Source organism: Alkalicaulis satelles (assembly GCF_008630495.1).
In the GTDB taxonomy this organism is placed as follows: domain Bacteria; phylum Pseudomonadota; class Alphaproteobacteria; order Caulobacterales; family Maricaulaceae; genus Oceanicaulis; species Oceanicaulis satelles.
On record NZ_VWOJ01000002.1, the window covers coordinates 696,813 to 710,704 of the forward strand.

A 13,892-nucleotide genomic window follows, 5' to 3' on the forward strand; every position below is an offset into this window, starting at 1 on the left:
GGCATTAGGCTTGGCGGATAAGCTTGTTTTGACGGAGACCCAATGACCAAACAGCCCCGCCCGCGCGTCCTGCTGACCTATTCGCGCTCCCTCATGGCGCTGACGGCCGCGCAATCTTTGTCCGATCACGGCATAGACGTGGTGGGCTGTGACAGCGTCGACATGACGGTGCTGCAGTTTTCCAAGCATTGCAAAGGCCACAAGCTGCTCGCTGATCATCGGGAGAAGCCGGAGAAATTCATCTCTGATCTCATCAAGGCGGCCGACGCGCTTCGCCCGCGCGGAGACGCCCCCTTCGTGCTGATGCCGATCTTCGAGGAAACCTCGATCATCGCCGAGCATGCCGGTGAGCTGCGCGAAGCCGGCCTGATCGTGGCGGCGCCCGACCACAGCTCCATCGTGCAGGTGGAGCCCAAGGACCGGCTGCCGTCGGCGGCGCAGGGCGCCGGGGTGAATTTCCCCCGCACGATCTATCCCGATTCCATGGAGGCTCTGGATGCGGCGCTGGAGAGCCTTGCTCTGCCCCTGATCACCAAGCCGGCGCGCGGCGTGGGCGGGCGCGGCGTGGCGCGCCATGACAGCGCCGCGAAACTGAAAGCCTGGCTGGAGGCGAAGCCGCCGCGCAGCAAGGCGGAATGGCCGCTGATCCAGGAGGCGGCGCCGGGGGATGATTATTGCTTCTGCGCCCTGTGCGAGGATGGCGAGTTGCGCGCCTGGATGACCTATCGCAGCCTGCACGGCTTCCCGCCCAAGCGCGGCGCGGGGGTCCTGCGCGAGACCGTGGACAGCGCGCCATTCAAGGAGGAAGCAGCGAAACTCCTGCGCCATCTCAAATGGTCGGGCGTGTGCGAGATCGATTACCGCTGGACCGGCAAGCCCGAAGACACGCCGTCCTTGATCGAGGTCAATCCGCGCTTCTGGGCCGGCCTGTTCCAGTCAGTGGCCAGCGGGGTGGACTTCCCCTGGCTGCTGTACCGTCAGGTCACCGGCGATCCGGTGATGGAGCCGCCCAAGGTGACGATCGGCCGACGCTCCAAGGTGCCGCTTCTGGCCTTCCTGAGCGCCGCCCAGGCCATTGCCGAAGAGGACTCCTATTTCAAGACCCTCTCGGAGCGATGGGACAAGCTGGCCTACCGTGATCAGAAGGGTTTTGGCGCCTTCGTCAACGGCCTGTTTGATGTGAAATCGCTGGGCGCCTACCTCAAGGCGCTAAGGCAGACCCGCGAACAGACTGCCGGAGCGGCCACGGATTTCATCCCGCTGGATGATCCGGGCGCCACGCTGGGGGTGTTGTTCGTTCTGTCCTCCATGATCCGGCGCGGCCAGTTGCCGCCGGAGTTGAGATTCGATGAGTGAGCCTTCCTGTGCCGCGCGCCGTCCGGTTATCGCCGTCACCAGTTCGGCCGGGACCGATTATGGCGTATTCGCGCTGATCTGGGCGGGGGTGCGCCTGGCCGGCGGGCGCGCTGTGCGGGTCACTTCGCGCACGCGGGATGTGCAGCCCGATGCGTTTGATGGCCTTATACTGGCGGGCGGGTTGAATATTCATCCTGATAACTATGGCCGCGCCGTCAATCCCGCAGCCCGCTATGACCGCGGCCGCGACGGGCTGGAGCTGGAATGGGCGCAGGCCTTCTGGGCGCTGAAGCGTCCCGTGCTGGCGATCTGCAGGGGCATGCAGCTTCTCAATGTGGCCCGCGGCGGCGCGGTGAACGATATTCTGGACGAGGACTTGCTCCGCACGCTGCCCTCCACGCCGCTGGGATACATGCTCTATCGCAAAAGCGTCGACATCGCGCCCGGCACGAGGCTGTCCGAGCTTTGGGGCCGGACGCGCGCGCGGGTCAATTCGCTGCACCGCCAAGCGGTGGCCGAGCTGGGCGAGGGGTTGCGCGTCAGCGCGCGCGGCGAGCATGGCGAGGCGCAGGCCCTGGAAGGCCCGCCGGGCGTCTTGCGCATGGCCGTGCAATTCCATCCGGAGCTGATGCTCCATCGGCGTGATATGCGGGTTCTGTTCCGCGCACTGGTTGACGCTGCGCGGCGCTGTGATGGTGAATCACCGGCTAACGCCTCGCAAACCGGGCTTTAAGCCTCTTCTGCGATAACCGTCCCGAAATCGGACGTCTCCTGGAGTGCTCAAAGAGCGGGATCACCCGCCAGGGCGGAGACGGCCGGGCAGGAAACGGGTGGTGGGATATGTTCCAGATCGTCGGCGTTATCGCCGTGTTCGTGCTCGTGTTCGGCGGCTTTATGCTGTCGGGGGGCAATTTCGAGATCATCCTGAAGGCGCTGCCCTTCGAGATGATGATGATTGGCGGGGCGGCGGTCGGCGCCTTCCTGATCGGCAATGCGCCCAAGACCGTCATGAAGACGCTGGGCGATTTCGGCAAGATCGTTTCCGGATCACAGTGGAAACAGCAGGACTATGTGGACCTGCTCACCTTGCTGTTCCAGCTGACCAAAACCATGAAGACAAAGGGTGTGATCGCGCTCGAGACCCATATCGAGAAGCCCCACGAAAGCGCGATCTTCACCGCCTATCCGCGCATCCTCAAGGACCATTTCGCGGTGGATTTCATCTGCGACACGCTGCGCATGATGACCATGAATCTGGAAGATCCCCACCAGGTCGAGGATGCGATGGAAAAACAGCTCGAAAAGCACCATCACGAGGCCGCCGCGCCGGCTCATGCGGTGCAGCTGATGGCCGACGCCCTGCCGGCGCTGGGCATCGTGGCCGCCGTGCTGGGCATCATCAAGACCATGGGCGGCATCGACGCGCCGCCGCAAATCCTGGGCAAGATGATCGGCGGCGCACTGACCGGCACTTTCCTGGGCGTTTATCTGGCCTATGGCTTTGTGGGGCCGTTCGCCACCCGCCTGCAGGCGGTCTATGACGAGGAAGCGATCTTCTACAAGATCATCCAGAATGTGCTGGTAGCCCATCTGCACGGCAACGCCGCCCAGATCTCGGTGGAGATCGGCCGCGGCTCGGTGCCCAGCGCCTTCCAGCCGAGCTTCCTTGAGCTGGAAGAAGCCATCTCCAGCGTCCAGGCCGCCTGAGGCCTGTCTGATCGTGCGGTCAAAGCCGGTTCAGCATGACGCTGAACCGGCTTTCGCTGTGAGTCAGGCGGCCGTGGCGCGCGCGGCGCCGGGCAGGGGCTGGATGAAGTCGCGGCGCACCCAGCCCTGGGTCCGGCCCGAGCGCACCAGCACCCAGCCCCCCTGGACAATGTCGAGCGACTGGGCCGCCGCGCCTGCGCGCAGCTGTCCCACCACACGGTGCTGGGTCCCGGGCCCGGCGCGCATATTGACGGTGGAGGCGGCGCGCAAGGTGGCGGGGCCTTCTGGATCGCGGACAAAGTTCGCCCGCAGCTCCTCGGGATTGTCGATAGCCCGGGCCTCGGCCATGCGGCTGAGCTCGCGGATATAGCCGCCATTGGCCGCGGCATGGGCCGCCAGCCCGCGCCGGTTATTGCGGTTGGCGTCCAGCATGGAGCGCATGCTGGCCTCGATGCGCTCATAGGGCGTGTCACAGCGCGAGGTCAGGGCCGCATCGCGTTGTTCGCGCACCCGGGTGCGCTGGTTCTGGAGCAGTTCCGTGCCGCTATTGGCCTGCCGGGCCTGGCGGATCTGGCCGTCCAGTTCGCTGATGCGCTCATTATACCCGCGCGAGACCTGCGTGCGGCATTCGCGGCGGGCGGCACCGGCATTTCGCTCATCGCCGACGCGGAAGAAATATTGCACCACCGGCTCATAGGTGTCGCCGGGGACCACCCGGGCCAGCAGCGCCTGGCTGCTTTCATTATACATGCGGGTATTGTCCACCACGAGGGCCGCAGAGGCCACGTCGAACAGGGCCTCTATGCCCGCCTGGTCGCTGCTTGAAAGCCCGGCCATGGGGTTGTTGAGCAGATTGCCGTCCTCGCACACATAACCGATGGCCAGGGCGCGGCGGCGCAGATCGCGGTCAAACTCGCCGCCATTGATCAGGGCATGACGCATGCGCAGCGTCGCCGAGGCGCAGGCCTCCTGATGACCGGCCTGGTCGTTCTGATTTTCGAGCTGTCTGGCGTAGGCCGCCTCATAAATGGCCAGGCCGGCCTGGCGGAAGGCCTGAAAATAGAGCTGCACCTGGGCGATTTCCGCCGGGCTGGCGGCGCCCGGTTCGGCCTCGGGATGCCAGGGGACCGGCGTGGAGGGCGAGAAATCGGGATAATGGCGCGCCACGTAATTGCGCGCCAGCTGGCGGCGTTCCGAAAGGTCCGGGTGGGCGTCGCCGAAATCGCGCGTGGCCACGGTTTCACCCGTCAGGATTTTCATCACGCGCATGCCGTCCGCACTGGAGGTTGCGCTATTGCGGTTGTCGGCCATGTGGCTGAAAGCGGCCAGGGCGATTTCGGGCGAATATCCCGCTGCGGCCAGAAGATCGAGCCCATAGAGGTCGGCGGCCTTTTCCTGCATGGGCACTTCGCGCTGGCCGATGGAGCCGGCGAGATGGCCGCCGATATTGGTGCTGAAGGCGGTGACGCGCTGCGTCCATTCGTCATTGAGCCCGATATTCTGCAGCCGGCTCTGAACGGCGTCGGTCCCCATCACCAGGCCTGTGCCCATGCGTGTGTAATCGGCCATCGCTGCGATCCGGGAATCGGCGCGCTCATGGCCCAGGATCAGGTGCGACATTTCATGGGCGATCACGAAGGCCAGCTCGTCCTCGGTCTCGGCGCGCTCCACCACGCCGCGGCACAGGCGGATGAACCCGCTTGAAACCGCTTCCGCGCCGTAATCGGAACAATCATTCACGATCAGCTGGATATGGGCCGCAGAGCCGTCCGGCGCAGCGGCGGCCACCCGGCGGAATACCGAATCCACTGTCCGGCTGATCAGGGCCGGCGGCTGGCTGGGCGCGCCATGGAGCACCTGTTCGCGCTGCAATGCGCGAGTGATGCCTTGCGGATTGGCGTTCAGCGTGCGCCATTCGGAGAGCACTTCGGGCTGATTGTGAATATTGTCCGACACCCGCGCTTCCATCGCCTGGTTGACGAAGCTGCGCGACAGTGACGGATCGGCCGTCGTGGCGCAGGCGGACAACAAAAATGCGCCAGCAAAGGGGGCGGCGCGCATCAGGAAACGCATGGGCATGCTGATACTCCATAATGGGACGGGGGCGAGGGCCCGGCCGGCGTCAATCGGGTTGGGGGCAGCCCTCAGGGCGGGATAAGTCCGTGCCGGTCACCGGGCGCAGGGCGCGGCCTGCCCGGGGCGCGCCGCTGGACGGCGGGGCCTCCACCATGCGGAACTGACGGTCGCCCATGCGCACATCCGAGATGCGCAACCAGACGGGGCCGTCCTCGCTGTCAATCTGGACCAAGCCAAGACGCGTGCTGCGCTCCAGCACCGCCAGCGGCAAGTCTCCGAAATCGCAGTGATGGCGTTCGCCGGTCTGGGTGCGCGTCTCGTCATAGAGCGGCACCATATCAATCGTGAACTCAGTAACAGCCGGCTGGGCTGCTTGTGCAGCGCCCAGGCTGAGAATGGCCGTGAGCAAGCCGGATAAGCCCATTATCGCCCCCCCTGGTCGTTATGAAGAGGATGTTAATGCCTTGGAGGTTGCAAAGCCAGCGCAAACAGGGCGCAGAACCCCATTTTCCGGCTCTGCCGGACTATCTGCTTGAAGCGGGACGGAAAACCGACAGCGCGCCCAGCGGGGTCATCAGCAGGCCGTACCAGAAGGCGGGCGACAGGTTGAAGGCATAGACGAAAACGCCAGCTGCAGCGATGCTGAACAGGATGATCGCCACAAGGTTCGCCAGACGGTCAGCATGGGGCCGGCCAATGCGCGTCATCGCCTGGCGGCAAGCAGCGCCCAGAAGGGTCAGGCATGAAAACCCCATCAGGAACAGCGCCAGATCGCTGTACTGGTCAGTGCTTGCAAACAGGCTGCCTGACGGGTCCGCAAGATATATCGCGCCGGCGATCAAAAGGGCGGCGAAAGCCACCGCACATATAATCAGGCGCGAGACCGACCGGTCCTGACTCTTCGCGGCGCGCCAGGCGGCATAGCCCAGCGCGGCCAGGCAGGCGGCGAGTACGGATATACCCACCTTGGGATTGGACAGGGCGCTGGCGGCGCTCAGGCTCGAGCGATCTCTTTGCATCAGGTTTTCATAGGCGACGGCGTGCGTCATGATTCCGGGCTGCGCGCCATAGAGCGGCGTATGCTCCACATCGCCCAGCCCCAGCAGGGACTGACCATACATCAGCACCCGGCCTTCCACGCGGCTGCGCTGGCGGGCGGCGAAGTCGCCATCGGCCAGCTCGAACGCGTCGAATGCATTGACCGGATAAAGTCCCACCGGATTGAGCTGAGCGGGCGGGCTCAGCCCCAAATTCTGAAGCAGGCCGCTGAAGAAAATCCGGGTGGCGCGGCTCAGCGCGTTGCGGGGGACCTGGGCGCAGCGCTCCGGGTGCTGCTCGCAGGCATGGGCCGAAGGCGGCGGCCAGACCGGGTCAATGACCTCCAGCTCCGACAGGTCTACGCAGCCTTTGCGCCTGTGCTCGCACGTCATCGCATAGGCCCGCAGCGCTGCGCTGTCGCGCTGATCCTGGCGCAAGTCGTAAGCGCCGGGAATGCGGTTGCTGAAGCGCGATTCCACCGACACGAAATGGATATTGGGATGGGCTTCGAGCGCGGCGATCGGGGCGATCGCCAGCGGCGTTCCAGGCTCGGTGCGCGGGGGAGCGGCGATCAGAAGCGGGGTGTCGTCCGCCAGCCGGGCCAATCCGCTGGCCAGGGCGGGCATGGTCGGGTCATCGCGCTCGTCGAGAAACAGAAGATCGATGAAAATCAGGGACGGGTCGAGCCGGGCATAACCCTCCAGCAAGGCCAGATGGGTCACCGCATCCAGCGGCCAGGTCAGCTCTTCCTCCTGCAGGGCCCGGTCATTGAGGATCGCCACGGCCACCCAACGGGACTCGTCCATCAGGGTGAAGCTGGCGATGCGCATGAAGATCGAGCGCAGGCCCTGGTCTGTATAGTCGGAAAGATTGAACGGGCTGGCGAAGGCCAGGCCTGCGCCCAGGGCCAGGGCCATCACATAGCGCGAGAGCAGCCCCAGGCGGCGCAGCCAGTCAGCGGCCATCTTTGGAAGTGATGCCGCGAAGCGCCAGCAGCGCTTCAAGCACGACAGCACAGCACCAAGGCTGGTGCGCCAGAGGGCGCTGATCCGCCGAAAGCCGTCCGCTGCCATGCCGCCCCCGCGACTGTAATGCCCGACTCCGCCCATCATACAAGTTGCAGCCCTGCGCGCCAGCGTGATCGCGAGGCGCTGGCGGCGGGCGCGGCAAGTGGCTAGACACGCGGCCATGTCATCGCATGGTTCTGACACCCTCACGCTCAAGCGTCCCCATGCGCGCCTCGACTGGTCTTCGGGACTGGCGGCGGCGGATATGGGCGATGTGTATTTCCAGCCCGAGGACGGGCTGGCCGAGGCGCGCGCGGTCTATGTGGCGGGCGCGGGATATCCTGAGCGCTTCCATGACGGGGTGAATGTGGCAGGCGAGCTGGGCTTTGGCGCCGGGCTCAACTTTCTCGCCCTGTGGGACGCTTTGCGCCGCCATGCGCCTGCGGGCGCTCGCCTGCATTTTGTCAGCGTGGAGGGATTTCCGCTGGCGCGCGCCGATGCGCGCCGGGCGCTGGCGATGTTTCCTGAGCTGGAGGCCCTGTCCGGGCCGCTGGTGGAGGCCTGGCCCTCGCCCCATTGCGGGCCGCACCGGCGGGTGTTCGAGGGCGGACGCGTCACGCTGACCGTCTGGCATGACGAAGCCGCGCGTGCGCTGGAGGCCATGGACATGGCCGCAGACGCCTGGTTCCTGGACGGCTTCGCGCCGTCGAAAAACCCGGACATGTGGACGCCCGCCCTGATGGCGCGGATCGGACGATTGTCAAAGCCCGGCGCGCGGGTGGCGACCTTCACCGTGGCGGGTGCGGTGCGCCGGGCGCTGGCGGACGCCGGCTTCGCCGTCTCCAAACAGCCCGGCTTCGGGCGCAAGCGCGAACGGCTGGAGGCGGTCTGTCAGGGCCCGCAAGGCCAGGCCGCCCCCGGTCCGCTAGCGCCGGCCCGCCCGCTGGACGGACCTCTGGCGGTGGTCGGCGGCGGGATCGCGGCGGCAAGCCTTGTGGACGCCTTTTCAAGACGGGGCCGCGAAGTGAGCGTACTGGCTGAGGGCGGCTGGGCGTCGGGGGCGTCCGGTGCGCCGCTGGGCCTTCTGACGCCGCGCCTTGAGGCTGCCGACAGGCCTCATGGCCGTGCGCTGCTGGCCGCGTTTGATTTCGCCGCGCATCGCTACGCGGATCTGGCCGGCTGGCGGGGCGAGGGCGTATTGCGCCTGGGCGAGGACGCCCGGCTGCAAAGGCTCGCAGGCGCGCTGGACGAGGATTTTGTCTGGCTGGAGGCGCAAGCAGCCCATGAACGCACCGGCTGGACGGCGGATGGCCTGTTCATGGCGCGGGCCGGATCGTTCGAGCCGGCCCGTCTGGTCCAGGCGCTGGCGGGCGGTGCTCCGGCCCGCGATGCATTGGTCGCGGGGATTGAGGAAACGCAAGACGGCGTGCGCCTGACCGGCGCGGACGGGCATGTGCTGGGTGAGTTCGCCGGGGTGATTCTGGCGGGCGGGGCGGCGGGGCGGAGCCTTCTGGGCTCGGCCTTGCCGCTGGAGCCGGGCGCTGGCCGGGTGGCGGTGTTTGACAGTGATCTGGCGCCGCGTACGCCCGCGGCCTGGGGCGGATATGCGGCGGCTGCACCGCGCGGGCTGATGGCGGGCGCCACCCATGACAAGGGCGATGATCCCGGTGATCCGGCCCGGGCTGAAGCCCTGTTGCGCGCGCTGGCGGCTGAGGGGCCGCCGGGGCTGGCTGAGGCGCTGGGGCCAGTGAACCAGAGCTGGGCGGGCGTGCGCGCGGCGGCGGCGGACCGCTTGCCGGTTACGGGGCCGGTTGCTTCAGCCGGTTTTGACGAGATCTGGCGCGCGTGGGCGCGGGGCGCGGTCAGGACTGCGCCAGAGCCGGGCGCAGGATTGTCCCGGCGGGTGATGGCGCTCAGCGCTTTTGGCGCGCGCGGTTTCGCCCATGCGCCCCTGCTGGCCGAGGCACTGGCCTCGGCGCTCGGCGGCGAGCCTGCCGCGCTGGAGCGCGCCGGGATGGAGGCGTTGCATCCGGCCCGGCTGGCCTTCAGAGCGCTGCGGCGCAGCGTGTAAAGGCCCGGGCGGAACGGGTTTTGCGCGGAGGAGGGCGAACGCCGCCTCTCTGGAGCAAAACGGCACGCCATGACTGCGCCCGTGACACAAGACATGCTGACCGGCGCCGCGCCCGCGGGGCGTCCGGCTGTCGAGCGCCGGGTGCGTGAGCGCCATGTGTGGTTTTTGAACTCGGCCTTTGACCGCATCGGCTTTGACACCGCGCTGGAGCGCGTGGCCATGCGTGATCCGAACGCGCCCTTCGCCTTCATCGTCACGCCCAATGTGGATCATCTGGTGCGCCTGCGCCGCGATGGCGCCTTCGCCACGCTCTACGCCCAGGCTTGGCTGACCGTATGCGACAGCCGGGTGCTGGAGCTGATCGCGGCCCTGTCGGGCGAGGATATCGATGTGACGCCGGGCTCGGACCTGGCCGCAGCCTTGTTCGAGACCGCCATCGACCGCGACGAGCCGGTGGTGGTGGTCGGAGGCAGCCAGGCCATGATGGCCGGGCTGAAAGAGCGCTATGGCCTCACCGACGTGCGCTGGCATGTCCCGCCCATGGGCCTGCGCCACAAGCCCGAGGCGATCGCCGAGTGCGCCGCCTTCGTGGCGGCCAATCCGGCGCGGTTTGTGTTCCTGTGCGTGGGCTCGCCCCAGCAGGAGATGATCGCCGAGGCCTGCCTCAATCGCGGCGACTGCAAGGGCGTGGGCCTGTGCGTGGGCGCGGCGCTGGACTTCCTGTCCGGCGAGGCGCGCCGGGCGCCGCGCTGGATGCAGCGCGCGCGGCTGGAATGGCTGCACCGCTTGCTCGAGGAACCCGGGCGGATGTGGAAACGCTATCTCGTTGAGGGGCCCAAAGTGTTGATCCTGTGGTGGGAATGGCGCAAGGCCCGCGCCCGCCTGCGTCAGTTCGAGCGCCTGATGGAAAATAAAGGGTTTTAGCGGGATTTTAGCTCCGCAGCCCGTCCGGGCTGCGATGTTCCGCGCATGAGCGCGGGCGGCCATTCGGCCTTGCGGCCCCTGGCGGGGCCGGGGCGCAAATACGGGTCAGGCAGGGGCTATCTCCCCGGCGCGATAGCGCCGCAAGCGCGACCGCGCGCCCGGCCTGATGGCCGGAACCGACCGAACGGATGTGAGGAAGGACAAGAAAAATGGTGGGCGCGACAAGAGTCGAACTTGTGACCTCTACGATGTCAACGTAGCGCTCTAACCAACTGAGCTACGCGCCCGCACTGCATTTCCGGGCGCTGTGGCGCGCCCGCTGAAGGTGGCGGGTATTAGTCCGCCCGCGCCCGGGCTGTCAATCGGTTGAGGCTGCCGGACCCGATTATGGCTTTTCTGCAACATTTCCTTGTCAAAAGCGCCTCAGGGCGGGGGATTAACCACACAGGGCGCTTTACGTATCTGTGATGCGCCCTCCATAGTCCCGGTCAAGTGCGGCGATCCGCGCTTGCGGCCGGTCGCCGGCGCAACAAAACGGTCCAAACACAAGGGGAACGATCGTGAAAATTTGGGAAAAGGAGCGTCTCCTGCGCTCCACAATTCTGGCGGGCTTCGCCGCGGTCAGCATGACCGGCGCGTCAGCCTTTGCTCAGGCCGATGAGGAAGATGAAGAAGAGACGCCGCCGCCGGCCGCCGTGCAAGACCGCGTTGTGGTCACCGGCTCGCTGCTGCGCCGCGACGAGTTCACCTCATCCTCGCCGATCCAGGTCATCACCGCTGAAGCGGCGACTCTCGAGGGTCTGATCGACACCGCTGAAATCCTCCAGGGCGCCTCTGTGGCGGCCGGCTCGACCCAGATCAACACGCAGTTTGGCGGGTTCGTGATCGAGGGCGGCGTGGGCGTTAACACCGTGTCGCTCCGCGGCCTCGGCTCGCAGCGCACGCTGGTCGTGTTCAACGGCCGCCGTCTCGGCCCGGCGGGCACCCAGGGCCAGGTCGGCGCGGTTGACCTGAACGTCATCCCGCAATCGGTTGTGCAGCGCTATGAGATCCTGAAGGACGGCGCGTCCTCGATCTATGGCTCTGACGCGCTGGCCGGCGTGATCAACGTGATCACCCGCCGCTCCATTGATCGTCCCGAGCTGACGGTGCGCGGCAGCGTGCCGTTCGAGTCCGGCGGCGCCAACTATAGCATTGACGGCGCTTATGGCTTCAACTTCGACCGCGGCAATATCACGCTGTCGGCTTCATATGAGCGCTTCGAGCGCCTGCGCCGCGGCGACCGTGACTTCCTGGCGTGCGGCAAAGACTACATGTTCGACGCCACGACCGGTGAGCGCGTGGATATCACGGCCCTGACGCCCAACGCGCCGGGCGATATCGGCAATCCGATCTGCTTCAATCCCTTCGGCAACACGTTTGACGCCTTCGGGATCAACCTGCGCGGCGCCGGTGCGGCCCTTTCTTCGCACTACTTCGTGTTTGATCCCGATGCCGCAGGCAAGCCCGGCTCCGGCTTTATCGACGGCATGCGCCTGATCGGTAATGACAACGCCCAGCTGGGCCGCTGGGTGGTGGCGGATCTTACCGGCTACCGTGAAATGGAATGGAATGATCCGCGCACGCGTGAAGCGGACATCCTGCCTGAAGTGACCCGCTTCAGCCTCTATTCGACGGCCAGCTTCGATGTCGCGGGCGGCGAGCTGTATGGCGAGCTGCTGTATAACCGCCGTGAAACGAAATCGCGCGGCATCCGTCAGTTCTTCCCGCGTGTTATGGCCGACCATCCGTTCGTTGAGAACGCGTTCGGTCCGGCCATGGGCAACCCGTTCGCCGGCCGTCCGCCGGTGGTGCAGGTGGCGCCTGGCATTCTGGTCGAAGAGATCGATCCGATTATCCTGGTGCCGTCCAACCAGGACACGACCGTGGACTATTACTATGGCGTGGCTGGTTTCACCGGTGATTTCGGCTCTGACGCCGGTCTGCTCGCCAACTGGACCTATGACGTCAATGTCAGCTATTCGCGTTCGGACGGCAGCTATGACGTGACGGCCATCAACCGCAATAATGTGGATGACGCCGCGCGTCCGGGCAATCAGATCAGCCACTCCTTCGATGCGGGCGGCAACATCATCTGTACGCGCGCCGACGGTTCGTCCTGCCCGGTGGTCAACTATCTTGACCCCCGCGTGCTGCGCGGCGACCTGACCGATGAAGAGTTCAACTTCGTGTTCTCTTCGGACAAGGGCACCACGATCTTTGAACAGACCATGGTCAATGCGCTGATCACCGGCGATGTTTTCGAGCTGCCGGCCGGTCCTGTGGGCGCTGCGTTTGGCGTTCAGTACCGTGAAGTCTCCATTGACGACACGCCTGGCCCGCTCAGCATCAGCGGCACGTCCTGGGGCCGCGCTTCGGCTGGCCGCACGGCGGGCACCGACCGCGTCTGGGAAGCCGTGGCCGAGGTTGAAGTGCCGATCATTCGGGGCGTTCAGCTGATCGAGGACCTGACCTTCAGCGGCTCCATCCGCTATTTCGACTATCAGGCTTTCGGCTCTGACTATGTCTACAAGCTGGGCGCCAACTGGCAGGTCAATCCGCTGATCCGCCTGCGCGGCACCTACGGCACCTCGTTCCGGGCCCCGGCTCTGTTCGAGCGCTTCCTGGCCGACCAGACCGGCTTCACCGCTCAAAGCGTTGACCCGTGCCGGAACTGGGGGCTGAGCACGAACCAGACCCTGCGCGACAACTGTGCGGCGGACGGCATTCCGGATGACTTCAACACGTCCGCGCCGACCTTCACCACGGTGCGTGGCGGCGGTTCGGCCCTGACCCCGGAAACCTCTGACGCCATGACGTTCGGTTTCGTCTTTACGCCGACCGAACTCAATCTGTCCGTGGCGCTCGACTATTTCGAGATCGAGGTGAACGACCAGATCACGGTTCTGGGGGCTTCAAACATTCTGGCGGCTTGCTATGGCCGTCCGAACTTCCCGAATGCGTTCTGTGACCTGATCGAGCGGAACCGCGATCCCGCTTCGAGCACGTTCCTGACGCTGACCCGCATCCAGGACGACTATGTGAACATCAACTCGCAGCGCACCTCTGGTATCGACGTGACCGCGCGCTATGAGCACGAGTTCTCCTTCGGCCGGCTGGTCGCTGATTTTGCCGGCACCTGGACCTTCACCGACGAGACCGATGTCTTTGGCGGCCTGGACGGCTTTGAAACCAATGACTTCAACGGGACCATCGGTGATCCTGACTTCGTCGCCAACAGCACGCTTCAATTCAACCGTGGCGACTGGACGTTCAGCTGGTTCTCCCGCTATGTGCAGCGCGCCTCCAACGAGGACATTGTGACGGCGGCCAACCCCTTCACCTATCTGGGGCGCCCGAACACCCTGCGCAAACGTCACGCCGAAACCACGATCTACCATGGCGCTTCGGTGCGTTACCAAGCGTCTGACTGGCAGATCATCGCCGGCATCAACAACCTGTTTGACGAGGCGCCGCCGGCGATCTCGTCAGGCGCCGGGTCCTCGCGGGTCGGTACTGCGCCGATCTTCGGCACCCAGTACGACCTGCGCGGCCGGACCGGCTTCGTGAACGTGTCGCGCCGCTTCTAGACGCGGACGGCACACAGGCTTGACGCCAAGGTTTTGGGGCGGTGCGAAAGCGCCGCCCCATTGCTTTTTTAAGGCTCGGGGCTT

9 protein-coding genes and 1 tRNA gene are annotated in these 13,892 nt (G+C 65.9%); 6 read left to right on the plus strand and 4 right to left on the minus strand.

Going from position 1 to position 13,892, the window contains the following annotated elements; all coding sequences use genetic code 11:
* Positions 1–42 precede the first annotated feature (42 nt).
* From F1654_RS09005 to motA, 3 genes are all read left to right on the plus strand, one after another.
* Positions 43–1,356, plus strand: a complete 1,314-nt coding sequence (locus F1654_RS09005) for a carboxylate--amine ligase (protein ID WP_150023189.1) — start codon at positions 43–45, stop codon at positions 1,354–1,356.
* Positions 1,349–2,089: a gamma-glutamyl-gamma-aminobutyrate hydrolase family protein gene (locus F1654_RS09010; protein ID WP_150023190.1), complete on the plus strand. Its 741-nt coding sequence runs from the start codon at positions 1,349–1,351 to the stop codon at positions 2,087–2,089. Before F1654_RS09005 ends, F1654_RS09010 begins: the two co-directional genes overlap by 8 nt.
* A gap of 107 nt (positions 2,090–2,196) precedes the next feature.
* Positions 2,197–3,063 carry a flagellar motor stator protein MotA gene (gene motA / locus F1654_RS09015; protein WP_150023191.1) on the plus strand — a complete coding sequence of 289 codons (867 nt, stop codon included), beginning with the start codon at positions 2,197–2,199 and terminating at the stop codon, positions 3,061–3,063.
* A 63-nt stretch (positions 3,064–3,126) separates the two neighbouring features.
* On the opposite strand, the gene F1654_RS09020 is transcribed toward motA, so the two are convergent.
* From F1654_RS09020 to F1654_RS09030, 3 genes are all read right to left on the minus strand, one after another.
* Positions 3,127–5,142, minus strand: coding sequence for a M48 family metalloprotease (locus F1654_RS09020; protein WP_150023192.1), 2,016 nt, complete (start codon positions 5,140–5,142; stop codon positions 3,127–3,129).
* A 43-nt stretch (positions 5,143–5,185) separates the two neighbouring features.
* Entirely contained in the window at positions 5,186–5,563 is a 378-nt protein-coding gene (locus F1654_RS09025) for a hypothetical protein (protein WP_150023193.1), read from the minus strand.
* Positions 5,564–5,663: 100 nt separating this feature from the next.
* Positions 5,664–7,142, minus strand: coding sequence for a CHASE2 domain-containing protein (locus F1654_RS09030; RefSeq protein WP_199200521.1), 1,479 nt, complete (start codon positions 7,140–7,142; stop codon positions 5,664–5,666).
* A gap of 223 nt (positions 7,143–7,365) precedes the next feature.
* On the opposite strand from F1654_RS09030, the gene mnmD reads away from it, so the two are divergent.
* Both mnmD and F1654_RS09040 read left to right on the plus strand, forming a co-directional pair.
* Positions 7,366–9,255 (plus strand): tRNA (5-methylaminomethyl-2-thiouridine)(34)-methyltransferase MnmD, encoded by a 1,890-nt coding sequence (gene mnmD, locus F1654_RS09035; RefSeq protein ID WP_150023195.1) that lies wholly within the window; start codon positions 7,366–7,368, stop codon positions 9,253–9,255.
* Between the two features lie 69 nt (positions 9,256–9,324).
* Positions 9,325–10,179 carry a WecB/TagA/CpsF family glycosyltransferase gene (locus F1654_RS09040; RefSeq protein WP_150023196.1) on the plus strand — a complete coding sequence of 285 codons (855 nt, stop codon included), beginning with the start codon at positions 9,325–9,327 and terminating at the stop codon, positions 10,177–10,179.
* 210 nt (positions 10,180–10,389) lie between these two features.
* Here the strand turns inward: F1654_RS09040 and F1654_RS09045 are convergent.
* Positions 10,390–10,466 (minus strand) — tRNA-Val (locus F1654_RS09045).
* A 273-nt stretch (positions 10,467–10,739) separates the two neighbouring features.
* Between F1654_RS09045 and F1654_RS09050 the strand changes: the two genes are divergently transcribed.
* Positions 10,740–13,808: a TonB-dependent receptor domain-containing protein gene (locus F1654_RS09050; RefSeq protein WP_233205202.1), complete on the plus strand. Its 3,069-nt coding sequence runs from the start codon at positions 10,740–10,742 to the stop codon at positions 13,806–13,808.
* Positions 13,809–13,892: the final 84 nt, after the last annotated feature.

Coding starts and splice junctions, on each gene's coding strand:
- mnmD (WP_150023195.1), top strand. CDS start 7,366: ATGTCATCGCATGGTTCTGACACCCTCACGCTCAAGCGTCCCCATGCG.
- F1654_RS09030 (WP_199200521.1), bottom strand. CDS start 7,142: ATGGCCGCTGACTGGCTGCGCCGCCTGGGGCTGCTCTCGCGCTATGTG.
- motA (WP_150023191.1), top strand. CDS start 2,197: ATGTTCCAGATCGTCGGCGTTATCGCCGTGTTCGTGCTCGTGTTCGGC.
- F1654_RS09040 (WP_150023196.1), top strand. CDS start 9,325: ATGACTGCGCCCGTGACACAAGACATGCTGACCGGCGCCGCGCCCGCG.
- F1654_RS09020 (WP_150023192.1), bottom strand. CDS start 5,142: ATGCCCATGCGTTTCCTGATGCGCGCCGCCCCCTTTGCTGGCGCATTT.
- F1654_RS09010 (WP_150023190.1), top strand. CDS start 1,349: ATGAGTGAGCCTTCCTGTGCCGCGCGCCGTCCGGTTATCGCCGTCACC.
- F1654_RS09005 (WP_150023189.1), top strand. CDS start 43: ATGACCAAACAGCCCCGCCCGCGCGTCCTGCTGACCTATTCGCGCTCC.
- F1654_RS09025 (WP_150023193.1), bottom strand. CDS start 5,563: ATGGGCTTATCCGGCTTGCTCACGGCCATTCTCAGCCTGGGCGCTGCA.